Annotated in this window: 20 protein-coding genes and 1 pseudogene; 11 read left to right on the top strand and 10 right to left on the bottom strand. The window is 72.6% G+C overall.

All coding sequences use genetic code 11. From position 1 onward, the window contains the following. Positions 1 to 104 precede the first annotated feature (104 nt). Positions 105 to 1,052 (top strand): RNA polymerase sigma factor SigJ, encoded by a 948-nt coding sequence (sigJ, locus tag ABZ930_RS32150; RefSeq protein WP_361555672.1) that lies wholly within the window; start codon positions 105 to 107, stop codon positions 1,050 to 1,052. Between the two features lie 118 nt (positions 1,053 to 1,170). Then, positions 1,171 to 2,352: an FAD-dependent oxidoreductase gene (locus ABZ930_RS32145; protein WP_361555669.1), complete on the top strand. Its 1,182-nt coding sequence runs from the start codon at positions 1,171 to 1,173 to the stop codon at positions 2,350 to 2,352. Positions 2,353 to 2,356: 4 nt separating this feature from the next. On the opposite strand, the gene ABZ930_RS32140 is transcribed toward ABZ930_RS32145, so the two are convergent. From ABZ930_RS32140 to ABZ930_RS32120, 5 genes are all read right to left on the bottom strand, one after another. Then, entirely contained in the window at positions 2,357 to 4,003 is a 1,647-nt protein-coding gene (locus ABZ930_RS32140; RefSeq protein ID WP_361555667.1) for an acyl-CoA dehydrogenase family protein, read from the bottom strand. Further along, positions 4,000 to 4,638 carry a TetR/AcrR family transcriptional regulator gene (locus tag ABZ930_RS32135; protein ID WP_361555664.1) on the bottom strand — a complete coding sequence of 213 codons (639 nt, stop codon included), beginning with the start codon at positions 4,636 to 4,638 and terminating at the stop codon, positions 4,000 to 4,002. Before ABZ930_RS32135 ends, ABZ930_RS32140 begins: the two co-directional genes overlap by 4 nt. Positions 4,639 to 4,749: 111 nt before the next feature. Further along, the gene (locus tag ABZ930_RS32130) at positions 4,750 to 9,858 is read right to left on the bottom strand and encodes a DUF5979 domain-containing protein (RefSeq protein ID WP_361555766.1); all 5,109 of its coding nucleotides are present in this window, start codon (positions 9,856 to 9,858) and stop codon (positions 4,750 to 4,752) included. A gap of 99 nt (positions 9,859 to 9,957) precedes the next feature. After that, positions 9,958 to 10,176, bottom strand: coding sequence for a twin-arginine translocase TatA/TatE family subunit (locus ABZ930_RS32125; RefSeq protein ID WP_361555661.1), 219 nt, complete (start codon positions 10,174 to 10,176; stop codon positions 9,958 to 9,960). 1 nt (position 10,177) lies between these two features. Then, positions 10,178 to 11,170, bottom strand: coding sequence for a sporulation protein (locus ABZ930_RS32120; protein ID WP_361555658.1), 993 nt, complete (start codon positions 11,168 to 11,170; stop codon positions 10,178 to 10,180). A gap of 375 nt (positions 11,171 to 11,545) precedes the next feature. Between ABZ930_RS32120 and ABZ930_RS32115 the strand changes: the two genes are divergently transcribed. From ABZ930_RS32115 to ABZ930_RS32105, 3 genes are all read left to right on the top strand, one after another. Next, entirely contained in the window at positions 11,546 to 12,880 is a 1,335-nt protein-coding gene (locus tag ABZ930_RS32115) for a hemolysin family protein (RefSeq protein ID WP_361555655.1), read from the top strand. Then, positions 12,877 to 13,926, top strand: a complete 1,050-nt coding sequence (locus tag ABZ930_RS32110) for a hemolysin family protein (protein ID WP_361555652.1) — start codon at positions 12,877 to 12,879, stop codon at positions 13,924 to 13,926. Before ABZ930_RS32115 ends, ABZ930_RS32110 begins: the two co-directional genes overlap by 4 nt. Before the next feature lie 67 nt (positions 13,927 to 13,993). Continuing rightward, on the top strand, positions 13,994 to 14,449 hold the full coding sequence (locus ABZ930_RS32105; RefSeq protein WP_111662923.1) for a TerB family tellurite resistance protein: 456 nt from the start codon (positions 13,994 to 13,996) through the stop codon (positions 14,447 to 14,449). 214 nt (positions 14,450 to 14,663) lie between these two features. Here ABZ930_RS32105 and ABZ930_RS32100 read toward each other — a convergent pair whose 3' ends face one another. Next, a complete protein-coding gene (locus ABZ930_RS32100) occupies positions 14,664 to 15,602 on the bottom strand; it encodes a M56 family metallopeptidase (protein WP_361555648.1) in 939 nt (312 codons plus the stop codon). Between the two features lie 4 nt (positions 15,603 to 15,606). Further along, positions 15,607 to 15,999, bottom strand: a complete 393-nt coding sequence (locus ABZ930_RS32095; RefSeq protein ID WP_361555645.1) for a BlaI/MecI/CopY family transcriptional regulator — start codon at positions 15,997 to 15,999, stop codon at positions 15,607 to 15,609. Positions 16,000 to 16,232: 233 nt separating this feature from the next. On the opposite strand from ABZ930_RS32095, the gene ABZ930_RS32090 reads away from it, so the two are divergent. Beyond that, positions 16,233 to 16,553, top strand: coding sequence for a metalloregulator ArsR/SmtB family transcription factor (locus tag ABZ930_RS32090; protein ID WP_361555763.1), 321 nt, complete (start codon positions 16,233 to 16,235; stop codon positions 16,551 to 16,553). 82 nt (positions 16,554 to 16,635) lie between these two features. Then, the gene (gene mgtA / locus ABZ930_RS32085; protein WP_361555760.1) at positions 16,636 to 19,194 is read left to right on the top strand and encodes a magnesium-translocating P-type ATPase; all 2,559 of its coding nucleotides are present in this window, start codon (positions 16,636 to 16,638) and stop codon (positions 19,192 to 19,194) included. Here mgtA and ABZ930_RS32080 read toward each other — a convergent pair. Then, entirely contained in the window at positions 19,185 to 20,699 is a 1,515-nt protein-coding gene (locus tag ABZ930_RS32080; RefSeq protein ID WP_361555642.1) for an LCP family protein, read from the bottom strand. The two genes, mgtA and ABZ930_RS32080, sit on opposite strands and share 10 nt — an antisense overlap. 88 nt (positions 20,700 to 20,787) lie before the next feature. Between ABZ930_RS32080 and tatA the strand changes: the two are divergent. Continuing rightward, positions 20,788 to 20,958: pseudogene (gene tatA, locus ABZ930_RS32075) on the top strand (Sec-independent protein translocase subunit TatA); the annotation flags it as partial. Between the two features lie 54 nt (positions 20,959 to 21,012). On the opposite strand, the gene ABZ930_RS32070 reads toward tatA, so the two are convergent. After that, the gene (locus tag ABZ930_RS32070; protein ID WP_361555639.1) at positions 21,013 to 21,249 is read right to left on the bottom strand and encodes a hypothetical protein; all 237 of its coding nucleotides are present in this window, start codon (positions 21,247 to 21,249) and stop codon (positions 21,013 to 21,015) included. A gap of 126 nt (positions 21,250 to 21,375) precedes the next feature. Between ABZ930_RS32070 and ABZ930_RS32065 the strand changes: the two genes are divergently transcribed. Together ABZ930_RS32065 and ABZ930_RS32060 are read left to right on the top strand one after the other, a co-directional pair. After that, complete coding sequence (locus ABZ930_RS32065; protein WP_361555636.1) at positions 21,376 to 21,951, top strand: TerD family protein; 576 nt, start codon at positions 21,376 to 21,378, stop codon at positions 21,949 to 21,951. A gap of 181 nt (positions 21,952 to 22,132) precedes the next feature. Beyond that, entirely contained in the window at positions 22,133 to 22,819 is a 687-nt protein-coding gene (locus ABZ930_RS32060; RefSeq protein ID WP_361555634.1) for a DUF998 domain-containing protein, read from the top strand. 157 nt (positions 22,820 to 22,976) lie between these two features. Here ABZ930_RS32060 and ABZ930_RS32055 read toward each other — a convergent pair whose 3' ends face one another. After that, positions 22,977 to 23,246 carry a hypothetical protein gene (locus ABZ930_RS32055; RefSeq protein ID WP_361555631.1) on the bottom strand — a complete coding sequence of 90 codons (270 nt, stop codon included), beginning with the start codon at positions 23,244 to 23,246 and terminating at the stop codon, positions 22,977 to 22,979. A 211-nt stretch (positions 23,247 to 23,457) separates the two neighbouring features. Here ABZ930_RS32055 and ABZ930_RS32050 point away from each other — a divergent pair, with 211 nt between their 5' ends. After that, positions 23,458 to 24,390 (top strand): helix-turn-helix transcriptional regulator, encoded by a 933-nt coding sequence (locus ABZ930_RS32050; RefSeq protein WP_361555628.1) that lies wholly within the window; start codon positions 23,458 to 23,460, stop codon positions 24,388 to 24,390. Positions 24,391 to 24,573 lie beyond the last annotated feature (183 nt).

Here is a 24,573-nt window from a genome sequence, read left to right as displayed (position 1 = left end):
GGCTTCCTCCACGACGTGAGGTGACGGGACGGTGCAGGTGAGCGGCGGCCGGAGTCAAGCAGACGGGCCGGGGGAGAACAAGGGTGCGGGTTAGGATCCGGGCCATGGCCGTGACCGTGTGCGACGTGGACCGCTTCGAGGCCGCCAGGCCGCGCCTGGAAGCCATCGCCTACCGCCTGCTCGGCTCGGCGAGCGAGGCCGAGGACGCCGCGCAGGAGACGTATCTGCGCTGGCAGGCCGCCGACACCGGGCGGATCGAGGTGCCCGAGGCCTGGCTGACCAAGGTGCTCACCAACTACTGCCTCAACCAGCTGGCGTCGGCCCGCGCCCGCCGCGAGACGTACGTGGGCGCCTGGCTGCCGGAGCCGCTGCTCGCCGGTGACCCGATGCTCGGCCCGGCCGGCACCGCCGAGCAGCGCGACTCGGTCTCGTACGCGGTCCTCGTGCTCCTGGAACGGCTGAGCCCGAACGAGCGGGCGGTGTACGTGCTGAAGGAGGCGTTCGCCTACTCCCACCGGGAGATCGCCGAGATCCTCGACATCGGCGAGGCCGCCAGCCAGCAGATCTTCCACCGCGCCAAGAAGCACGTCGCGGACGGCAAGGCCCGTACCGAGATCGACGAGGACGCCGCCCGGCGGGTCGTGGAGGAGTTCCTGGCGGCCGCGACCAGCGGCCGGACCGAGCCGCTGGTCGCGCTGCTCACCCAGGACGCCACCGCGATCGGCGACGGCGGCGGGAAGGTGCCCGCGCGGGCCAGCGCGTTCGTCGGCGCGAAGGCGGTCGCCACCTTCATGCGCGGCCTGTTCAAGCCCGCCAAGGCCAAGCAGAACCTCATCGGCGGCTCGCCGGACGTCTACGTGTCGACGGTCAACGGCACGGCCGCGGTCGTCGTGGTCCTCGACGGCCGGGTCGTCGGCGTCATGTGCCCGGAGTTCGGGGACGGCGGCGTCGCCGCGCTCCGCAGCCAGGTCAACCCCGACAAGCTGGAGCGCGCCACGCGGCAGTGGGCGGCCGTGGACCACGGGGAGCCGGTGCTGCGGGCCGCCTTCTGACGGGCCCCACAGCCGTGTGACACAGGTCACACCGAGGGGTGTCAGGAAACGTCGGGCTGTCCGGTTCAAGAGGCGAGCCCGCCCGGAACGGGGCGGCCAGAGCCTGTAGGAGCCCGCCATGCAGCAGCACCGCATCCTCGTCCTCGGCGCCGGCTACACCGGAGCCACCGCCGCCGGCCGGCTCGCCCGCCGCCTGCACCGGGACGACGTCCGCATCACCCTCGTCAACGCGGAGCCGGACTTCGTCGAGCGCGTCCGCATGCACCAGCTCGCCACCGGCCAGGACCTCGCCCGCCGCCCGCTGCGCGACATGTTCGCCGGTACGGGCGTGGAGGTGCGGCTCGCGCAGGTCACCGCCGTCGACGCCGAGCGCAAGGAGGTGACGGTGACGACCGGGGAGGGCGAGGAGGCGCTGCCCTACGACACCCTCGTGTACGCCCTCGGCAGCGGCTGGGACGACCACGGCGTCCCCGGTGTCGCCGCCCACGCCCACGAGATCGCGAGCCGCCCCGGCGCCCTGGTGCTCCGCGAGCGGCTGGCCGAACTCGCCCCGGGACAGACCGTGACGGTGGTCGGCGGCGGCCTGACCGGAGTGGAGGCCGCGACCGAGATCGCCGAGGCCCGCCCCGACCTGGACGTCGCCCTCGCCGCCCGCGGCGCCCTCGGCGACTGGCTCTCCGACAAGGGCCGCGCCCATCTGCGCAAGGTCGTGGACCGGCTCGGCATCACGGTCCACGAGCACACCGCCGTGACGGCCGTCGAGGCCGACCGGGTCGCCACCGCGGACGGGGCGTCGCTGCCCGCCGCCGTGACCGTGTGGACCACCGGGTTCGCCGTCCACCCGATCGCCAAGGCCACCACCCTGGAGGTCTCGGAGACCGGGCAGATCGTCGTCGACCGCACCCTGCGCGCCGTCTCCCACCCGGACGTCTACGCCGTCGGCGACGCGGCCCTGGTGGAGGGTCCCGGCGGCAGGCCGCTGCGGATGTCGTGCGCCTCGGGCGTCCCCTCGGCCTGGCAGGCCGCCGACGCGATCGCGGCCCGCCTCACGGGCGGCAAGGTGCCGACGGTCCCGATCCGCTACTTCAACCAGTGCGTCTCGCTGGGCCGCAAGGAGGGCCTGATCCAGTTCGTCACCGCCGACGACCGGGCCAAGAAGTCGGCCCTGACCGGCCGCACGGCCGCCGTCTACAAGGAAATCGTCTGCAAGGGAGCCGCCTGGGGCGTCGCCCACCCCACCGTCGGCCTGCCCGGCGGCCACCGCCGTCTGGTGGAGCAGCCGGTCCGCACGGCGGCCTGAACGCTCAGGCGGGCAGCCGGTCGAGGAGCGCCGCGAAGTCCGTCCCCGGCGGCAGCGTGCCGAACGCCAGGCCCTGGTCGCCGCCGAGCCGCGACGCGCAGAACGCGTCCGCGACGGCGGCCGGGGCGTGGCGTACGAGGAGCGCGCCCTGGAGGACGAGGGCGGCCCGCTCGATGACCCGGCGGGCGCGCAGCGGGGCGTCCTCGGTGAGCACCAGCTGCTCCCTCAACTCCCGCCAGGCGACGTCCAGTCGGCGGTCCGCGCCGGACGCCGCCTCGATCTCCGTACGGAACGCCTCCAGGGACTCGGGCTCCCGGGTCAGGGCGCGCAGCATGTCGAGCGCGTTGACGTTGCCCGAGCCCTCCCAGATGCCGTTCAGCGGCGCCTCGCGGTACAGCCGGGGCATGCCTGACGCCTCGTCATAACCATTGCCTCCGAGGCATTCCAGGGCCTCCGCGACGAACTGCGGCTGCCGCTTGCACACCCAGTACTTGGCGACGGCGGTGGCGAGGCGCAGGAACGCGCGCTCGCCGGTGTCGCCGCGCTGGGCCCGGTCGGCGGCCCCGGCCAGGCGCAGGCCGAGGGTGGTCGCGGCCTCGGACTCCAGACCCAGATCGCCCAGGACGTTGCGCATCAGCGGCTGGTCGATCAGCTTGGCGCCGAACACCGAGCGGTACCGGGTGTGGTGCGCGGCCTGGGCCAGCGCCTCGCGGATGTGCCCCGCCGAGCCGAGGACGCAGTCGAGCCGGGTCATCGTCACCATGTCGATGATGGTCCGCACGCCCTTGCCCTCGTCGCCGACCGGCCAGGCCACGGTGTCGTCGAACTCCGGCTCGCTGGAGGCGTTCGAGCGGTTGCCCAGCTTGTCCTTCAGGCGCTGGATCCGGAAGGTGTTGCGGCTGCCGTCGGGGAGCACGCGCGGCACCAGGAAGCACGAGAGACCGCCGGGCGCCTGCGCGAGGACCAGGAACAGATCGTTCATGGGGGCGCTGGTGAACCACTTGTGGCCGCGCAACCGCCAGCTCCCGTCGGCCTGTTCGACCGCCGTGGTGGTGTTGGCCCGCACATCGGTGCCGCCCTGCTTCTCCGTCATGCCCATCCCGGCGAGCAGCCCGCGCTTGGCGGCGGGGGTGCGCAGGCCCGGGTCGTAGACGGTGGAGGTGAGCAGCGGCTCGTAGGTCTTGGCGAGGTCGGGGGCGCGGCGCAGGGCGGGGATCACCGCGTACGTCATGGAGACCGGGCACATGTGGCCCTGCTCCATCATGGTGGCGACCATGAACGTCGCGGCGCGGGCGACATGGGCGCCGGGCCGCTCGTCCGCCCAGGCCGAACCGGCGGCTCCCGCGCCGACGGTGGCGGTCATCAGGGAGTGGTAGGCGGGGTGGAAGTCGACCTCGTCGATCCGGTTCCCGTAGCGGTCGTGGGTGCGCAGTTCAGGCTCGAAGCGGTTGGCCTGCTCGGCCCAGGTACGGGCCTCCTCGCCGCCCGCGATCCGGCCGAAGCGGTGCAGGTCGTCGAGGTGCCAGGCGGCGCCCTCGCGCTCGACGCCGGCCAGCAGGACCGGGTCGTCGGCGGCGTCGTGACCGGTGAGCGGCGGTGCCTGGTTGGTGACCTCGTGGGTGACGGCGGTCGGGCGGCTGGTCACGGTCATGGGGACTCCTGCGGGTCGGGTGGGCCGGCTGCGGGGGCGGCGCCCGCGCAGCGCAGCACGGTGGCGGTGAGGTCCGTCAGCAAGTCGTCCGTGTCGACGCCCTCCGGGGCGCCCAGCGGGTACGCGAGGACCTCGCCGACGGCGCCGGTGAGCGCGGCGGCGGTGATCTCGGCCTGCTGCGGCGGGAGTTGACCGGCCGCGATGCCCTCGCGGACCACGTCGGCGAAGAGCGCGCGGTAGCGGCGGCGGTGGTCGAGGCGCTCGGCGCCGACCGCGGGTTCGGCGGGGGCGGCGAGCAGCGCGTAGGCCAGGCCGTGGTTCTCCAGGGCGCGGCGGGTGAACACGCCGACCCCGGCGGCCAGCCGTGCGACGGGGTCGCCGGGGCCGTGCAGCACGGCCTCGAGGACCTCCACCTCGTGGCCCGCGGCCCGCCGGAAGACCTCGACGGCGAGCGCCGACTTGGACGGGAAGTGCTGGTAGACGGAGCCGGCCGCGATGCCCGCCGAGTCCGCGACGGCCGTCACCGACGCCTGGGACCAGCCGACTTCGGCGACGACGGCGGTGGCGCAGGCGATCAGGTGCTCGCGGGCGGCGTCGAGGCGGCGCAGTTCGGCGGGGGTCTTGCGGTAGGCCATGCAAGCAGTGAACCACCATTCAGAACATCACGCCATGGTCTGCGGCAGCCCGCCCGGCACACGGCGACGGCCCCGGGCGAGCGGTGCTCACCCGGGGCCGTCGCCGCCGTGTCAGTGTCGGGCGCCGCGCACCCTGCGGAGCGCGAACCCGCCCGCGAGGGTCAGGGCCGTGCAGAGCAGTCCGATCAGCACCCAGTCACGGGTACCGGTGTCGGCCAGCTCGCCCTTGCCGTGGTGGCCGTGGTCCTTGCCGCCGTGGTCCGGCGGCGTCTCGTCGAAGGTGTTGGTGACGTCGACGGACGTGGCGCCGTCGACCTCGACCTCGCCGTCGTCGCCGCCCTCCGAGGTGCGGTAGGTGACCGTGTCACCGCCCGGCACATCGGTCTCGGTGACGGTGCAGGTCGCGCCCTTCGGCACGGTGACCGTGCGGCTCTCGCCGTCCTTCAGCTCGAAGGCCCGGTCGTCGGCGGCCAGCGGCACCTCGCCCTGGTCCGTGGTGCAGGCCAGCTCGAAGGCGTACGGTCCGGCCCCGCCGTTCACCACGTGCTTGGTGACGGTGAGTTCGGCCGCCGGGAAGGTGTTGGTGACCGTGATGACCGCGCCGTCACCGGTGCCGCCCGCCGTGCCGCCCGCCGTGACGACCGCCGGGTCGTCGGGCGTGCCGTGGTCGACGACGGCCTGCTCGGCGCCGCCGGTGTCGACCTCCTCGGCCCAGCACCGGGTGTTCACCGGCAGCGGGCCGATGGTCACCGGCTCGTCGGCGCCGACCTCGTACGTCTTGTGGAGCACGAGATCACTGGCCGCCCCGGAGGCGTTCGGCAGGGCGCACGAGACCCGGACCTCGAAGGTCCGGCCGGCCGCGTACTGCGCGCCGTCGCCGTCCACGGCCTTGGCCAGGCGCAGCGAGCCGAACTCGAAGTCGTTGTCGATCCGGGCGGTCTGCACCGTCGTCTCGCCGAGGCCCGGCTCGATGGTGACCTTCAGCGGGTTGTCGGCGGTGTGGCTGGCGCTGCCGCCGCGCGCCGACGTCTCCCACACGGAGCACTCGGCGCCGCCGGGCAGTCCCTCCACGGTGACGGGCTTGTCCTCGGAGACCTTGTAGTCCTTGTCGAGCACGGTGCGGTCGGCGCCGCCCTGCGGGTGGATGACGCAGGTGACGTGGTAGGTGAACGGCACCCGGCCGAGCACCCCGTCCAGCTGCTCCGGGTGCTTCCCGATCCGCTTGACCAGCTTCAGGTCGCCGTAGGCGAGGGCGACGCCCACCTGGATCGGCTCGTTGGGCTGGAGGACGCGGGGCGAACCGGCGCGGTCGGTGGTCTCGTTGTGGGCGTACGAGTTCCAGGCGATGGTCGGATCGCCGTTCTTGGTGACGTCGAGCGGGGTGTCCATCGCGTAGGTGATGGCGACCGTGCCGCCCGGCGCGAGCGGCGTCGGGAACTCCAGCTCGAAGCGGGCGCCCACGGCCCGTGCGCTGTAGGGGTCGTTCCAGGTGTTCGTGTCGCAGCGGTCGGCGCTGGATCCGGCGCCGCCCATGTTCAGGTCGTCGGTGCACAGCGGCTCGGTGTTCTCGTACGCCGTCGTCATCGTGCCGGGCCCGTCGAGCTTCGGCTCGGAGGCGAGGGTGGGCCGCTGGTCCCAGGCGGTGTTGCGCGCCTGGTCGAGGAGGACGCCCTTGTCGCCCTGGACCGGGAACCGGTCGACGATGCGCATCGCGGTGCCGGCCTCGGTGCCCGCGTTCTGGATCCGCATCAGGTAGTGGTACTGGTCGCCCGGGTTGACCAGCGCGATGCACGGGCTGGTGGTGTACCGGCGGCCGTCGGCGTCCGTGGTGGACAGGCAGGAGGAGTCGCCGGCCGGGAGCTTCTCCTTGGTGAGCACGTTGTACCAGCCCAGGCTGTCGTTGCCGGAGACCCACTTGCGGGCCTGGAACGCGGCCCCGGACTTGGCGGTCAGCGTCGCGTCGGCGGTGCAGTACAGGCCGTCGCCGAAGTCGCCGTCGCGCTGCGAGGTGCCGTCGCAGGCGAGGTCGGGGTCGGAGGAGGTGGCGCCCATGGTGTTGGTGACGACGTCCCCGGCGTCGATCCCGGCCTCCAGGCGGACGTGGATCTCGATGGTGAAGGTGGCGCCCGGCGCGAAGTTCCACGCCTTGCCGTCGTCGTCCTTCGAGAAGTCCCAGGTCAGACCGGAGACGCGGCCGTCGCCGGTGGTCTGGTTGAAGACCGGCGTGGGCACGGCCGGCGTTCCGTCCGGCACCTCGTCGTTGATGATCTTGAAGGGGAGGCCGTCGTCGCCCTTGAAGGAGTCGACGAACGCGATGCCCGGCGGCAGGGCGTCCTTGACCACGAGGTTCGGGACGTTCGCGGTGCCGGTGTTGGTGACCTTCAGATAGAAGGGCGCGTCCTCGCCGGGCGCGAGCACCGTGTTCGGGGTCTTGCTGACGTCGATCACCGGGTCGCCCTTGACCAGGTCGAGGGTGGCGTCGACGGGGTCGATGTCCTTCGGCTTGTCCTCGTCCTCGACCTTGGTCAGGAACTGCCCGCTGACCTCGTCGACGAGGTGGCTGGGCACAGGACCGCCGTCGGAGCGCAGCGTGGCGCGCGGGCTGACCTGGAAGACGAGGATGCCGTCGCAGGCGGACTGCGTGCACGGGGTGATCGTGTAGCCGTCGTTCGCGGTGCTGGTGGAGGAGTAGGTGACCCGGATCCCGGTGACGTCACCCGCGCTCACTCCGGAGGGCAGCGCGGCGGACGTGGCCGGAGTCCCGTTCACCCAGGCGCCGTTCACGTACGCGTCGATCTGTACGCGGTTGGCGCCGGCGGGCAGCTGGTTGGACTTGATGGAGACGAAGTCGACGGCGTCGAAGAAGTCCTCGTCGCGGTCGGTCATCTTCAGGTACTTGGCGGACATGTTGCCGGTGTTGCGGACGGTCAGCGTGGCGTTGGCGTACTGCCGCGGCAGGCCGGGCACGTGCTCGGGCAGTTCCCCGGGGCTGATCGACTTGTTGAGGGAGGCGGAGTCCTCGGCCGGGCCGGTGTTCAGCGACGGCGAGCAGATGTTCGCGCCGGGCGTGTAGTCGCCGCCCGCCGAGATCGAGTAGCAGTTGTCGAACGTGACCCCGTTCTCCACTCCTTCGCGCCGCTCGGTGACGAGGTTCACGGTGAAGCTGGACTGCGGCGGCATGTTCCCGTCGTAGGAGGCGCGCACGCCGGTGGACCGGTGCAGCAGCGCGGTGTCGTCGGCGTCGTACGCGACCCAGGCGCCGTCGCCGCCGTCCGCCGTCGGGTCCCACAGCTCGATCGTCACGGGGGCGTCCGACGGGCTCACGCTGACGGAGTCGATCTGGAGCACGTCGAAGGGGCTGTCGCCGGTGGGCTTTCCGTCGGGCCCGGCGGGCGGGTCGGTGAGCACCGGGTCGATCAGCGGCTTGTTGCCGTTGTTCGCCAGCTTCAGGTGCATCGGGATGGGCTGGCCCGGCGGCACATCGGTCTGGTCGACGGTCTTGGTGCCCTCGCCGGAGGTGTTCGGCGCCTCGACCGGCAGGTTCTTGCAGGCCGTGCCCGACGCCGTACCGGAGCCGTCGGTGCGTCCCGCGTCGCCCTTGAAACCGGCGCAGTTGTCGATGCCGGGGCTGCCGCCCGAGGGCAGGTCCTCGTTGTCCACGGCGTCGGTGAGGGTGCCGTGGATGTCGAGGCCGGCGCTCGCGCCCTCCTTGATGGTGGGGTTCCCGTCGGCGTCGACGCCCGTGTAGGTGACGGAGACCTGGGTGACGGTGGTGCCGTCCTTGGCGACGTCGACGGTCGTGCCCTCGGTGTAGGTCTTCACCTCGGTGCTGCCGTCGGCGTAGGTGACGGTCATCGTGGCCTCGGTGGCCCCGTCGGGGAAGCGCAGCCGCACCTTCTCGACGTCGATCTTGTCGAACTCGCTGTCCGCGTCGGCGTCCGGCTCGGTGATGGTGATCGACTTCACCGGGAACGGCGAGTTGTTGGTGACGTCGACCATGCCGGTGACCGGCGAGTTCTCCCCGACGACGGCGTGCTCCCCGGTGTCCTGGCTGAAGTTGCCGTTCGTGTCGGGGAAGAACTTCTTGGTCCCGTTGAGCACGAGGATGTCCGGCAGGATGTCGTACGGGGCGCAGGCCTCGTCCCCGTCGACGTCGCCGTCCGTCGCCTCGTGCGCCGACGGGGTCGCGCAGTTGTTCACGGTGATCTTGTCGGTGGGCCGCAGCGGCGACCCGTCCGAGCGTTGGGTGTCGCGCAGCTTCAGGCCGACCTCGACGGTGCCGCCGTTCGGGTCCTGGGGCAGCGGGTCGCCGGAGCTGCTGGTGAACACCACCTCGAAACCGGTGACGTCCGCCGGGTCCACGCCCGCGGGCAGCGGGAGTTCGCCGGGCGCGGAGATGTCCGGGCCGGTGTGGGTGGTGCCGTCGGCGGTGGTGACGACGATGTGCGCCCGGTCGGCGCCGGCCGGGAACGTCGTCACGCTCGCGGAGGTGAAGTCGAAGTACTCGAAGGTGTCGCCGCCGTCCGACACGGACAGCTCGTCCACCTCGGCCGACGACGAGGAGTTGTTGCGCACCCCGAGCGTGAGCGTGGACTCCTCGCCGCTGCCCGCGACCGCCGAGCCGTCCTTCCAGCTCTTGGTCGCCACCGGCTTGACCACGCGCGGGACGGTGATGGTGACGTCGGTGTCGTCGGTGACCGGGTCGGCGTTGTCCGCGGTCACCTCCGCCGAGTTGTTGATCACCGTGCCCTCGGTGAGATCGGTGTCGGCGGGCACCCGCATGCCGATCTCGACGGTGCCGGCCTGCCCGGCCCGCAGCCCCGTCTTGCCCGCGGGGTTCTGCAGCGCCTGCTTGTAGACGATCGTCAGGGTGCGCGTCGACTCGTCGTACGTGACGTCGCGCGTCGACGTCGACTGCGGCAGGCTCGTCACCTCGAGGCCCTCGGGCAGTACGTCGGTGACGGTGAAGTCCACACAGTCGACGGTCAGCCCCGAGCACTGCCCGTCGAGGGTGTAGATGAACTCGTCGCCCGGCTTCAGCGGCTCACCGCCGGTGTCGTTGGTCTTGACGAGACCGACCGAGCTCCTGGGATCGTCGGCCGCCGCTGCGCCGGGGACGGCCACGGCCTGCGACGCGAACAGCAGCGCCAGGACCGCCGCCATCCCCACCGGCAGGCGACACAGAGTGCGCAGACGCCCGTACATGGACCAGCCCTTCATCCGCACCGAGCCGACGATCGACCCAATTGGTGACAGACGGTAGGCAGGACCCCGGACGGCTCACGTGAAGCCACGCGGTATTACTGATGATCAGTCAGCTTATTGATCCGGACGGTCCAACGTCTCGCCCCGGATCACCTGGGGCGGCCGCGCCGGGCCGCCGGGTCCGTCGGCTTCCTGCTCCTTCATCGCCCGCGCCTCGGCCTTGAGGATGCGGGCCGACTTGCCCGCGCTGCGGACCAGGTCGGGCAGCTTCTTCGCGCCGATCACGACGATCGCGATGATCAGGACGATGGCGATCTCGCTGATACCGAACATGTCAGTCCTCACCGTCCGTGTCGCCGTCGTCGTCGCCCTCGAAGAAGTCCCCGACCTCGTCCACCACTTCGGCGGCCACGAGCCCGCCGACCACGCCGACGGCGAGCCCGGCCGCACCGGCCGCGACGGCCGTCCCGACACCGGGCCCGGAACGGTGCCCGTGGTCGTCGCCGTACCCGTGGTGGTGGCCCGCGTCGTACGAGGCGTGGGTGCCGTACGCGTCGTGGTGCTCCATCAGCTGCCGGACCCAGCCGTCCACCAGCGCGGTCCAGTCGTGGTGGTGGATGCCGTCGTGGGCGACGGTGAAGCGGGTGAGCGCGTCGTGCCCGCCGCCGAACGGGCCGCCGCGCTTGTCGGCCTCCAGGATCACCTCCATGCCGCCGGGAGTGGCGAGGAAGGTCACCTCGATCTCGTTCACCGCGTGCGCGTACTGCGGTGCCGGGGTCAGCTCGATCTCCTGGTAGAAGGGGAGCTGCTGGCCGGTGCCGCCGATCCGCCCGTACTCCAGGTCGGCCGAGCGGAAGCCGAAGCCGAGCTGCCCGAACGCCTCCAGGATCGCCTCCTGCACCGGGAGCGGGCCGACGGCGAGCGGGTCGAGGTCGCCCTTGTCCTTGGCGCCGGCCACCGACAGCTCGGTGCGCACCCCCAGGACGATGCCGAGCCCCTGCCCGTACAGCTCGGTGACCGGGGTCTCCCAGGGGAGCGTCACGGAGAACGGCACCGTGTGCTCGGCGCCCGCGGTCAGCCGGAAGCCGCCGCCGACCGTGAACCGGTCGAAGGCGACCGCGCCCACTTCTTCGTGTTCGTCGCGTTCGGCCTCGACCCGGGCGACCAGCTCCAGGGTGATGTGCTCGATGTCGAAGTCGCCGCTGCCGCCGGTGAGCCGGACCTGTCCGGACAGGGTGCCGCCGGGAGCGGCGGCCCCGGGCGCGAGGACGGTGTCGACGGTGGGGCCGCCCACGCCGAGTGAGCCGAGCAGTCGTTTGAACACCATCGAGGCGTTCACTCCCTTATGTGCGTACGAGGGTGCGGACGCGGGGCCGTGGGAACTCCACGGAACGCGGCCACGTTCTACAGGCGCGTAGAAGAATAGGCGGGGGTGGCGCCCTCGTGGTGGCTGTGGGGTGCCGTGCGGGCGGGAAAGTCTGAAAGACGCTGTCACCGGCGTCCTTTCAGCCGCTTGACGAGCGGATTTTGCTGTGCTTTTACCTCACTGCACCCCGGCCGACGACCCTCCGTGACGACCGTCCGGGATCACCCGATCCCCTGAATGCGAAGGAGCCAGGCCCGCGATGGGTGAGCCTCCGAGTTGTCGGCGCAGCCGACCGCCGATCACCGCCGACATACCGGGGCGGGAGGTGGGGCGGTCATGACCGAGCTGCTGCTGCTCGGCCTCGCGCTGCTGCTCACGCTCGCCTGCGCGCTGTTCGTCGCGGCCGAGTTCTCGCTGACCACGGTCGAGCGGGGTGAGCTGGAGCGCGCGGCCGCCGCCGGGGAGCGCGGCGCGGCCGGCGCCCTGAAGGCCGTCCGGCATCTGACGTTCCAGCTCTCCGGGGCCCAACTCGGCATCACCGTCACCTCGCTGGTGATCGGCATGCTCGCCGAGCCCTCGATCTCGGCGCTGCTGCGCGGCCCGCTGGAGGCGGCCGGTCTGGGCGGCGCCGCGTCGTCGGTCTCCTCCGTGCTCGGCGTCGCCCTGTCCACGGTGGTCCTGATGGTCGTCGGCGAACTGGTGCCGAAGAACTGGGCGATCGCCCGTCCCGTCCCCGTGGCCAAGGTCGTCGCGGCGCCGCAGCGCGGATTCACCGCCGCCTTCGGGCCGTTCATCCGCCACCTGAACAACACGGCGAACCGGGTGGTGCGCCGCTTCGGCCTGGAGCCCGCCGAGGAGCTGGCCTCCGCCCGCACCCCGGAGGAACTGGTCGCGCTCGCCCGGCACTCCGCCGCCGAGGGCGCCCTGGAGGCCGACTCGGCCGAACTGTTCGTGCGCACCCTGCACTTGAGCGAGCTGACCGCGGAGAACGTGATGACGCCGCGCGTCGACGTCCACTCCCTGGAGGCGCACGCCACGGCGGCCGACGCCGCCGAGCTGACCCACGCCACCGGCCTGTCCCGCTTCCCGGTCCACCGCGACGGCCTCGACGACGTGATCGGCACCGTCCACATCCGCGACGTGCTGGCCCTGGAGCCGGAGCGGCGGCCGCTCACCCCCGTCACCGAGCTGGCCACCAAGCCCCTCCTGGTCCCCGACAGCCTGCCCGCCGACCGGCTCCTGGAGCGGCTGCGCGAGAGCCGCACGATGGCCGTCGTCATCGACGAGTACGGCGGCACCGCCGGGGTGGCGACCATGGAGGACATCGTCGAGGAGGTCGTCGGCGAGGTGCGCGACGAGCACGACCCGGTCAGCGCCCCCGACCTGCGGCCCGCCGACCCCGGCCCCGACGGCCGGCCCCGCTGGGAGGCCGAGGGCGGCGTCCGCATCGACGAGCTGGCCCGGATCGGGCTGACCGCGCCCGAGGGCCCGTACGAGACCGTGGCCGGACTCGTCGCCACCCGCCTGGCCCGCATCCCGGAGCCCGGCGACACCGTGGAGCTCGGCGGCTGGCGGCTGACCGTGCTCGACGTCGGCCACCACCGCGCGGGCCGCGTCCGCGTCACCGCACCGGCACCTTCCGTACCGCCCCTGCCCGAGGACGCCCGATGACCGCCCTCCAACTCGCCATCGGCGCCCTGACACTGCTGACCAACGCGTTCTTCGTCGGCGCCGAGTTCTCCCTGATCTCCGTACGCCGCGACCAGATCGAGCCGCGCGCCCGCGAGGGCGGCAAGCGCGCGAAGACCGCGCTGTGGGCCATCGAGCACATCAGCGCCATGCTCGCCACGGCCCAACTGGGCATCACCGTCTCGTCGCTGGTGCTCGGCGCGGTCGCCGAGCCGGCCATCGCGCATCTCCTGGAGCCCGCCTTCGAGGCGGTCCACGTGCCGCACGCCCTCGTCCACCCGCTCTCCTTCGTCATCGCGCTGACCGCGGCGACGTACGCGCACATGCTCTTCGGCGAGATGGTCCCGAAGAACATCGCGCTCGCCGCGCCCGTGCGCACGGCGCTCCTGCTCGGCCCGCCGCTGGTCGGCCTCACCCGCGCCCTCGGCCCGGTCGTCTTCGGCATCAACGCCTTCGCCAACGCCCTGCTGCGGCTGCTCGGGGTCGAGCCGAAGGACGAGGTCGAGGCGGTCTTCACCGACGACCAGCTGGCCCGCATCGTGCTCGACTCCAGCGAGGCGGGCCTGCTCTCGCCCGCCGACGGGGAGCGGCTGCGCGACGCCCTGGAGCTGGGTACCCGCCCGGTGGGCGAGATCGTCGTGCCCGCGCGGTCGATGCGCACGGTGCCGGACACCATCACGCCCGCCGGGTTCGAGCGGGCGGCGGCCGGCGCCGGGTTCTCCCGCTTCCCGGTGACCGGGCCGGACGGCACCGCGCTCCTCGGCTATCTGCACATCAAGGACACCCTCGGCGTCGCCGACCGCGACCGCCCCTTCCCGCGCGAGGTCCTGCACCCGCTGACCCGGGTCCGTATCGACACCCCGCTCGACGACACCCTCACGGCGCTGCGCGCGCAGGGCAGCCATCTCGCCGCCGTCACCGGCGACAAGGGCACCGTGATCGGCTTCGTGACGATGGAGGACGTGCTGTCCGAACTGGTGGGCGGGCGGAACTTTCCGGGGCAGTCGCTAGTTTCTACAGAGCTGTAGAAGGAAAAGCCGTAGAAGGCATAGCTGTAGAAGCAGAGTTCAGGACTCTCCAACCGAAGGAACACTCGTGGCCCTGTGGGACCGCATCAAGGAATCCGCGTCGACGATGCAGACGCAGCTGGTGGCGAAGAAGAACGACCTGAAGTCGGGCGCCTTCCGTGACGCCTCGATGGCGATGTGCGCGCTGGTGGCCGCCGCCGACGGCACGATCGACCCGTCGGAGCGGCGCCGCGTCGCCCAACTGATCATGAGCAACGAGGTGTTGCAGAACTTCCCGGCGGACGACCTCCAGCGCCGCTTCGAGGCCAACCTGGACAAGCTGACCGCCGACTTCGACTTCGGCAAGGTGAGCGTGCTCCAGGAGGTCGCCAAGGCCAAGAAGAAGGAGGCCGAGGCGCGCGCCGTGATCCAGATCGGCATCGTCATCGGCGGCGCCGACGGCGACTTCGACGCCACCGAGCGGGCCGTCGTCCGCGAGGCGTGCCAGATGCTGGGCCTGGCCCCGCACGAGTTCGACCTGTAGGCACCGGGCGCCTCTCCCGGGCCGTCGCCGTCCGCGGCCCGGGGGAAGCTGCGCGCAGCGCATGCTTCAGGGGCGCGGGGCTGTGTCCATCAGCGGTTCCGCCGCGGGGCGCGAGAAGCGGCCACCGGCCCGCGCACGACCGACAACCTGTGAAGGGGCGCGGGGAACTGCGCGACCAGCCCCCACCGGGCCGGCACCCGACCGACGACCGCCGTCACCAAGGCGTCGCCGCGTGCAGCGTGACGGCGAGGGTCAGGGCCGAGTTGGCTGAGGACATCGCGGAGGCCGCCGCCCCCGCCCCGGCCGTCCACACGGCGAGCCCCACCGTGGTGAAGGCCGTGACGCGCCCGGCCGCGGGCGGCGCCGGAGCCAGCAGCGCCGCGACCCGGCGCGGCACCGGCCCCGGCGCGGCCAGACCCGCGAAGACCGGTTCGCGCGCGCCACCGCCGGACAGGGCCACCTTGCCGATGGCCCGCGCGACGGCCCGGCGGTCCCCGACCCGGGCGGCGGCCTCCTCGTCCGCCCACCGCTCCGCCGTGTACGCCACGGCCGAACTCAGCGGCCGCAGAAAGGGATTGAGCCGCGCCGCGAGCCGCACCGTGAGCAGATGCCGGTGGTGCCGGGCCGCCAGATGGGCCCGCTCATGGGCGAACACCGCCCGCCGCTCGGCGGGCCGCAGCCCCGCGATCAGCGCCGTGCTGACGACGATCCGGCCACGCCCGCCGCGCCGCCCGGGCAGCGCGTACGCGTAGCTCTCCGCGTCGGGCAGCACCGCGACCTCCGTCGCCGGCAGACCGGCCAGCGCCGCGTGCGCCCGCCGCCGCAGCACCCCGTGCCGCCACAGCGTGCGCGCCCCGGCGGCGACGACCGCGACCAGCGCCGGGATGGCCGCCTTGCCCGCGATCTCGTCCTGCGGCACCGCGGCCCGCACCTCCGGGTCCGACCAGCCGTCGGGGAGCGGATTGCCCGGCAACTGCGCCGTGCCGACCACCATCAGCAGCGCCAGGCACAGCGTGCTGCACGCGGCCATCACCCCGGCCACGGCCGTGAGCAGCCGGGTCGCCGTGCGCGGATGCAGCCGGTGGGCGGCGAGCCGGGCCACCGGCCAGGCCGTCAGCGGCAGCACCAGCGGCAGGAAGACGAAGATGCCCACGGCCTCAGGAGCCGGCTTCCTCGTCGGCCGCCCGCCCGAGCAGGGCCCGCAGCACCTGCTCGTCGCCCTCGGGCAGCGAGGTGACGAAGCTGGCCAGGACCGCCTCCCGGTCCGGCTCCCCGTCGAGCACCTTGCGCATCTTCAGCGCCGCGAGCCCGGCCTCGTCGGACGTCGGCGTCCACACGAACGACCGTCCGTCGCGCTCACGCGTGACCACGTTCTTGGCGTGCAGCCGGGCCAGAATCGTGATCACCGTGGTGTAGGCGAGATCGCCGCCGAGCCGGTCGCGCACCCAGCCCGCGTTCGCCGGACCGTCCGCGGCGCGCAGCGCGGCCAGGACCGCGAGCTCCAGTTCGCCCTGCGCGCGTCGACGGGGCTGTTGACGTGGATCCGGCACGCTGCTCCTCCTGGTGTCGCGGGGGACGGCCCCTTCACGGCATCGGGCCCCCTCCATCATCGCCGCTCGCCCGAGCCGGAGCGGCACCCCGGCCGCCGCCTCTAGACTTGCGGCCGGAACTGACGGACGTGGCGTGGGACGGGAGTGGGTCGGTGAGGTCAGGATCTGGCGGTTCGGGACGGTCCGACGGTCGGTCCGCCGGTGACCCGGCCGGGGGCGATCCGTCCGCCGACGTGCTCGGCCAGGCGGCGGAGGCGTTCGGCCTCCTCGCGTCCCCGGTGCGGCTGCACATGGTGTGGGCGCTCGCCCAGGGCGAGAGCGACGTCACCGGCCTCGCCGAGCGGGTGGGCGGCGCGCTGCCCGCCGTCAGCCAGCATCTGACCAAGCTGAAGCTGGCCGGGCTCGTCCGGTCCCGCCGCGAGGGCCGCCGCCAGGTGTACTACGTCGACGACCCCGACATCGTCACCGTGGTCCGCCTCATGGTCGGCCAGCTGACCGAGCGTGCCGAGCAGACCGGGGCTCCCGTGCGCCGACTGCGTGGCGCCGGAGCCTGAGGGCACCGCCGTGGCCCTGCCCGACTCCGGCCCGGACCCCCGGCCGGCGCCCCCCACGGGCCCCGTCGCCGGCGACCGGACCGTGCTCCAGACCCTGCGCGCCCTGGACACCGGACCGCGCGGCCTGACCGAGGCCGAGGCCGGGCACCGCCTCGCCCGCTGCGGTCCGAACACGCTGCCCACCGCCCGCCACATCTCCCTGCCCCTGCGGTTCTGGCACAGCCTGCGCGACCCCTTCACGGCCGTCCTGTTCTGCCTCGGGCTCGTCTCCGCGGTCGTCTCCGCGTGGGGCACGGCCTGCGTCATCCTCGCCCTGGTGATCGTCAGCTGCGCGCTGCGCGCCCACGGCGAGCACCGCGCCGACCGGGCCGGCGCCGGGCTGCGCGAGCTGGTCGCGGGGACGGCGAGCGTCCGGCGCAGGGACAGCGCCGACGCCGAACCGCAGGCCCGCGAGATCCCGGTCGACGACCTGGTGCCCGGCGACGTGGTCCGGCTCGCGCCGGGCGACCTCGTCCCCGCCGACCTGCGCCTGATCAAGGCCCACGGACTCACCGTCCAACAGGCGGCGCTCACCGGGGAGTCGGCACCGGCCCCCAAGCACCCCGTGGACACCCCGGCCGCCGACGACACCGCCCACCTGTGCTTCCAGGGCAGCAGCGTCGCCTCCGGCAGCGGCACCGGCATCGTCGTGGCGACCGGCGCGGACACCCGGTTCGCCGCGGTGCGCGGCACGGGCCTCGGGCGGGCGGCCGAGCGCGCCCGGGACGGCACGGGACCCGCCCCGCTCAGCGCCTTCGACCGCAGCGTGCACGGCATCTCCTGGACGCTGATCCGCTTCATGCTGATCACGCCGCCGCTGGTCCTCATGGCGAACGCGGCACTGCGCGGCCGAGGCCTGGAGACCCTGCCGTTCGCCGTCGCGGTCGCGGTCGGGCTCACCCCGGAGATGCTGCCGGTCATCGTCACCACCTGCCTGGCCCGCGGCGCCGCCCTGCTCGCCCGCTCCCACGGCGTCATCGTCCGCCGCCTCCCGGCCCTGCACGACCTCGGCGCCGTCGACGTGCTGTGCGTCGACAAGACCGGCACCCTCACCCAGGACCGCCCGGTCGTCGACCCCGACCGCACCGACCCCGACGCCCTGCACTGGGCCGCCGTCTCCGCGTGGTGGACCCTCCAGGCGGCCGAACTCCCGCACCCCGACCCGCTCGACGAGGCCCTGCTCGACGCCGCCGACCTGGACCGCGTGGAGACGTACGACCCCGTCGACGCGCTGCCCTTCGACCCCGTACGCCGCCTCGCCACCGCCGTCGTCCGGGATCCGGGCGCGCTCGGCTCCCATCTGCTCGTCGTGAAGGGCGCCGTGGAGGAGGTCGTCGACCGGTGCGCGTTCGACGATCCGGAGGAGCGGGAGAAACTGCTGGCGCGCGCCGCCGCGTCCGCCGCCGAGGGGGTCCGCCTGCTGGCCGTGGCCACCGCGCGCCGCCCGGCCCGCACCCGCGGCTACACCCCGGCCGACGAGCGCGGCCTGGCCTTCCACGGCTTCGTCGCCTTCCACGACGCGCTCGCCGACACCGCCCACGACGCCGTACGGGCCCTCGCCGACCAGGGCGTCACCGTCAAGGTGCTCACCGGCGACCACCCGGCCACCGCCGCCCGTGCCTGCCGCGACCTGGGCATCGACCCCGGCGAGGTGGCCGTCGGCGCGCAGACCGCGGACCTCGCCGACCCGGACCTCGCCGAACTCGCCGCCCGCACCACCGTGTTCGCCCGCTGCACCCCCGCCGACAAGGCCCGCGTCGTCGCGGCCCTGCGCCGGGGCGGCCACACCGTCGGCTTCCTCGGCGACGGCGTCAACGACCTGCCCGCGCTGCGCGCCGCCGACGTCGGGGTCTGCCCGCGCGACGGCGTCGACGTGGCCCGCGAGGACGCCGACGTGGTCCTCGCCGAGAAGGACCTCACGGCCATCGGCCACGCCGTCGACGCGGGCAGGCACTCCAGCGCCAACATCGCCTCCTACCTGCGCATCACGCTCTCCTCCAACCTGGGCAACGTCATCGCGATGCTCGCGGCGGGCCTGCTGCTGCCGTTCCTGCCGATGCTCCCGGCCCAGGTCCTGGTGCAGAACCTGTGCTTCGACGGCGCCCAGCTGGCCCTCGCCTACGACCGTCCCGACCCGGCCGCGCTGCGCCGGCCCACGGTCCTGCGCCCGCGCGCCTTCCTGCGCTCCCTCACCGGCTTCGGGGTCCTCGGCGCGCTCGCCGACCTCACCACGTTCGGCGTCCTCGCCTGGGTGCTGCCGGGCACCCTGGACCTCGGCGACCAGGAGGGCTTCCACGCCGGCTGGTTCACCGAGAACCTGCTGACCCAGGCCCTCGTCATGCTCCTGCTGCGCAGCGGCCGCCGCACCGCCGAGGGCCGCACCCCGACGCCCGTGCGCCGCTCGGCGACCGCCCTCGCGGCCGTCGGCGTCCTGCTGCCGCTCTCCCCGCTCGGCCCGCTGCTCGGCATGAGGGGCCTGCCGCTCGTCTACTACCCGCTGCTCGCGGCGGTGCTCGCGCTGTACGCGGCGGCGCTGGTGGCCCTGCGCCGCCGGATGCCGCGGCCGCAGGACCACGGGCGGGTTGAGCGGCCTCAGCCGTAGGACAGGTGGGAGCAGATGTCGTCGTCGGCGGAGCGGGCCTCGGCGGCGACGCCGGACGGCACGGCGGTCGGCGCCGGTGACGCCGACGCCGAGGGGCTGTCCCCGGGGGCGTAGTCGGCACCGAGCACGACGCTCAGCGCGTCCCCGGCGACGAGTTCGGCGCCGGGGAAGAGCCGGGCGACGGCCTGCGCGGCGGCCTTCTCGCCGCTGCCGTACGTGACGGTGGTCGTGGCGTGATCCTGGGTGGCTGCGTTGGCGGTGGTGGTGACGGTGAAGCCGTGCCCGTCGAGGAGCGCGGCGGCGTCCCCGGCGAGACCGGAGGTGCGGGTGCCGTTGTAGACGGCGACGGACGCCCCGTCGCCGCGCACGTCCTCGGTGGCGTCGGCCGACGGCGCGGCACTCGACGCGGCGGCCTCGGCCGCCTTCCCGCCGCTGGCGTCCTTGCCGTCGAGAGTGCGGTCGTCCTTGAGGGAGGCCCACAGGGCGTCGGCGTCGGGCTGCACGATCGCGACCCGGTTGCCCTGGTACTTCCAGGGCACGGTGATGAACTTGGTGTTGTGCAGGTCCACGTTCTTCATCGACATGGCGAAGGACAGCAGCTTGTCGGCCGTGCCGAGCCCGCTGTCGACGGTCATCGACTTCGTGGCGGCGTCGGCGAGCGGCAGCAGCCGGGTCGGCGTGAACCCGTCGTCCTTGATCTTCTTGATGAGGCTGGAGACGAACGCCTGCTGCCGCTTGATGCGGCCGATGTCGGAGCCGTCGCCGATGCCGTGCCGGATGCGTACGTAGTCCAGGGCCCGCTGCCCGGACACCGTCTGCACGCCCTTCTTGAAGAGCCGGTCGCCCTGGGCGGCGCGATGGGGATTGAGATCGTTCTCGTAGATGTCGTTCGGCAGACACACCTTGACGCCGCCGACGACCTCGGTGAGCTTGGAGAACCCCTTGAAGTCGACGACGACGGTGTGGTCGACGCGCAGCCCGGTCAGCTTCTCCACGGTGTTCTGGGTGCAGGCCGGATTGCCCTTGGCGGTCTGGCCGGTCGAGTACGCGGCGTTGAACATCACCCCGGTGCGCGTCGCGCTCCACGACCCGTCGGGCAGCTTGCACGGCGGGATCGTGACCAGGGTGTCGCGGGGTATGGAGACGCCGACGGCGTGCCGGTGATCGGCGTAGACGTGCAGCAGGAACGCGGTGTCGGAGCGGCCGATGTCGCTCTTGTCGCCGCCGCCGAGGTCGCTGTTGCCGCCGGTCCGCGCGTCGGTGCCGATGACCAGCACGTTCTCGCCCTTGGAGGCGTCGGCGTCCGGCCGGTTCTTGGAGACGCCGTCGGAGGAGAAGGTGTCGATGTTGCCGTTCAGGCGCAGATAGAGCCAGCCCGCGCCCGCCGTGACCAGCACGAGGAACGACAGCCCGACGACGAGCACCGGCCGCAGCCGCCTCCGCTTCTGCCGCCGCCCGCCCCGGCGCCGGGCGCGCCCGGACCGCGCCTCGGATGTCCGCGTCATCTGTGTGCCCTCGCGCCCTCGTCCGGTGGATCCTCAAGGTTGTACGGTTGCGCAATGTAGCAAGTAACCCTGAAGAAGAGGTGGCCAGATGTTCCGCAACGCCCTTGAGCCGTGGCACCTGCTGATCCTGGGCCTGGTGATCATCCTGCTCTTCGGCTCGAAGAAGCTCCCGGACACCGCCCGCTCCCTGGGCAAGTCGCTGCGCATCCTGAAGAGCGAGACGCAGGCGATGAAGGACGAGGCCGCGCAGCCGGCCAAGCCGGAGGACGCGGGGGAGCCGCGCTGAGATCCCTGACCGGCGCCGGGCGGCCGCTCACGGGCTGGCGCCGTCGAACCCATAGCGCAGCGGTTCGCCGTGGCCGCCCAGGTCGCGGCGGTAGACGTACAGCGCCTCGGCGCGCAGCCCCGTCGCCCCGCTCGCACCCTCCAGTTCGCAGGGGCGGGTGATCTGCACCACCGGCGGCCGGTCCGTGACGTGCACGCGCAGGCCGTGGGCGGGCCCGCCTTCGAGGACGGCGAGTTCCCGGACTGCTGGAGCGAGTGGCTTCATGGTCATTACTTTAAACATTGCGCAACCATAGGAACGATCGCCTCGGCGCACACGTTGACGGGGTGACGGCACACCGGGTCGCCGAGCGCGGCGATGCGGGCAACACGAGCAATGGAGGTAGGAGCAGTGGGAGTTTCCCTGGCCAAGGGTGGCAATGTGTCCCTGAGCAAGGAGGCCCCCGGGCTGACCGCGGTCCTGGTGGGTCTCGGCTGGGACGTCCGCACGACGACGGGCGCCGACTACGACCTCGACGCGAGCGCCCTGCTGTGCGACGCGTCCGGAAAGGTCATCTCGGACCGGCACTTCATCTTCTACAACAACCTCACCAGCCCCGACGGCTCCGTCGAGCACACCGGTGACAACCTCACGGGTGAGGGCGAGGGCGACGACGAGAGCGTGAAGGTGAACCTGGCGGCGGTCCCCGCCGAGGTCGACAAGATCGTCTTCCCGGTCTCGATCCACGACGCGGAGTCGCGCGGCCAGAGCTTCGGCCAGGTCCGCAACGCGTTCATCCGGGTCGTGAACCAGGCGGGCGGCGCCGAGATCGCCCGCTACGACCTCTCCGAGGACGCCTCGTCCGAGACCGCGATGGTCTTCGGCGAGCTGTACCGCCACGGCGGCGACTGGAAGTTCCGCGCGGTCGGCCAGGGCTACGCCTCGGGCCTGCGCGGCATCGCCCTCGACTTCGGGGTCAACGTCTGACGGTCCCCCGGACCGTCCCTCCGGGCCGCCTCCTCGCGCGAGCGGCCCGGAGCAGGGCCACCCGTCGAGCGCGGCCCCTGCCGCCCGCCACGGCAGCCGGCCCGTTCTCCGGGTCGGGATCAGGGTGATCTCGGGGGCGGCCCTCATGGTGCGGTGCCGCTCCGCGCTGAACGATCAGGACATGACCACTCGCGGACGCCGCCTGCTCAGCCGCTCCCTCGCCCCCGCTGTCTGGGGAGCCGTCGCCCTGGCCGTGGGCGCGGCCGTCGGAGCACCGTCGGACACGGACCCCGGGCTGAGCCCGTTCTCACTCACCGTCAGCGACTTCGCCGCGCTCGACCGCGGCGGCCTGATCGAGACCAGCATGGCGATCCTGGGCGTGACCTCCTTCGTACTGCTGGCAGTGGCGAGGAAATGGCTCACGACCGCGCGGGGACTGCCGTCCGTGCTGCTGGCGGCCTGGAGCCTGGGCCTGCTGGTCGCCGCCGCGATCCCGACCGACCCGCTGACCACGCACCTGAGCGGATCGGCGTACGTGCATCGCTACGCCTCCATCACGGCGTTCGTCGCCCTGCCACTGGCCGGACTCGTCCTCGCCCACCGGCTCAGGACCACCCCTGACGCGCACCGAACGGCCCGGCTGCTGCGCCTGCTGTCCTGGGCCGCACTCGCCGGCGCCGCGGTCATGGCCCTGTCCGCGGGACCGGGCGACCGAGAGCTGATCGGCCTGGTGGAACGCCTGTTGCTCGGCTGCGAGGTCGTACTCCTCGGCGTCTTCGGCCGCCATGTGCAGAAGCGGATCGGTGCCGCGCCGGTACTCGCGGGGCGGCCCGGAGACTCGTCCGGAGTGCTCAGCCGGAGGACCTGAGCCTGTTCTCCTGCGGGCCGAAGCAGACGAGCCCCATGGAGTGGGCGAGGGCGGATGCACAAGGGCGGTCGCGACACGCCGGAGGCCGGCCTACGTAGGCCTCCTGCATATCGGCGGCGGCAGCACGCGCACGTGCACACACGGACGCAGCTCGGTGTCAGAAATTCGACAGGCGTGTGGCGCGCGTCGACGTTGTCTGCATGACCGTCACAGCCTGGCGATGCGCGTTGGCCGACGTCTGGTGCGCGTCCGCGATGCGCCGATAGATCTCGGTCAGACGCAGGTGATGCTTCGAGCCGCCGGATTGCGCCGCGGCCGCGTGAGCTTCGGCATTGATCAGGCACTGCCTGGAACGGGCTTCGGCAGCTGAAGCCCGTTGGAAGAGCTGGATCTTCTGGCTTTCCCATTCGTGCGCGGTGGCGGTCACTTTCCGTACGGTACCCCCGACTTCAGAGCACGCCTACCTGTGCCCTGATTCGGTCTCGTTGTCGCAAAGGCCTGCCGCACCGCGGCAGTGGGAGCAAGCTGGTGGCACGGCATGGGGTGGTCAGTGGTGCAGGCAGCCTGGCAGTGAGAGCGGTGCACACGTCATGTCACGAGTCTTTGAGGTCACAGATGTGGATGCTGCACACGCGCTCATGCGTGAGCAATACACCTCAGTGCGATTGAAGATGCATTCCGAGCACCCCTTGCTGCGCATTTTGCAGGAGCCTTTGCGTCAGGCCCGGCTGGAACGGGTGACGTTCCGGCTGCACTACGACTTCACAGCGGACCCGTTGGGAGTTCTGTTCCTCGGCCATATGCGCAGTGGGCGTTGCCGGTTTCGGTCGGGGCGGGACGAAGTGCACGTTCGGCAGGGTGATGCCTTCCTCCTGAGCCAGCCCGACGCCTCGTTTGGAGGGATGGTGGACAGCGCCCTCATTGACTTCGCGGCCGTGGAACCGAGCCTGTTGGGCGACATCGCGCAGAACGCGCCCGGCGTGCGGGGGCCGGTGCGGCTCCTGGAGCGGCAGCCCTTCTCGCCCCTGGCCGGCGCGCAGTGGGCCCACACCGTGGGCCTGATCCACGAGCTGGTCTCCAGCCCTCTGACGGTGAAGAGCCCGCTGGTGACGGCTCAGGCGGAACGGCTGCTGGCCGCGGCCACGCTGGCGGCGTTTCCGAACACGACGCTGACGGATCCGACGATCGAGGACCGGCGCGACGCGCACCCGGCCACGCTGTACCGGGCGGTGACCTACATCGAGGAGCATCCGCGTGAGGACCTGAAGGTCACCGACATCGCCCGTGCGGCGCGGGTCAGCGTTCGCGCGCTGCAGCTGGCATTCCGCCGCCATCTCGACACGACCCCGATGCGCTACCTGCGGGAGGTACGGCTGCATCACGCACACGAGGAACTCCGCGACGCGATACCGGGGCAGGGCGTGACGGTGACGAGCGTGGCCGCGCGCTGGGGGTTTTCGACACCGTCCCGCTTCTCCACCCTCTACCGGCAGACGTTCGGCGTTCCGCCCGTTCAGACCCTGTGGGGAGAACGCCGCGTGCTCCCGCCCAGCGGGCAGACCGTCGGCTGACCTCAGCGCGATGTCGGGCGCCCACGCTCAACTCAACAGCCCAGACAGGCCGTTGTTCAGTGCGGGCGCCTGCTGATAGGACTACGAGTGAGCGAGCTGATGCAGGCAGCTGGCCCTCCACAACGGCCGGAGCCCGCAGCCTCATGCCGACGTAGGCACCGGTCGAGCCCGCCCCGTCGGCCT

The sequence above is a fragment of the Streptomyces sp. NPDC046716 genome (genome assembly GCF_040645755.1).
Lineage (GTDB): Bacteria > Actinomycetota > Actinomycetes > Streptomycetales > Streptomycetaceae > Streptomyces.
Note: the sequence above shows the minus strand (reverse complement) of the source record. Positions and strands in the feature narration are given on the sequence as shown.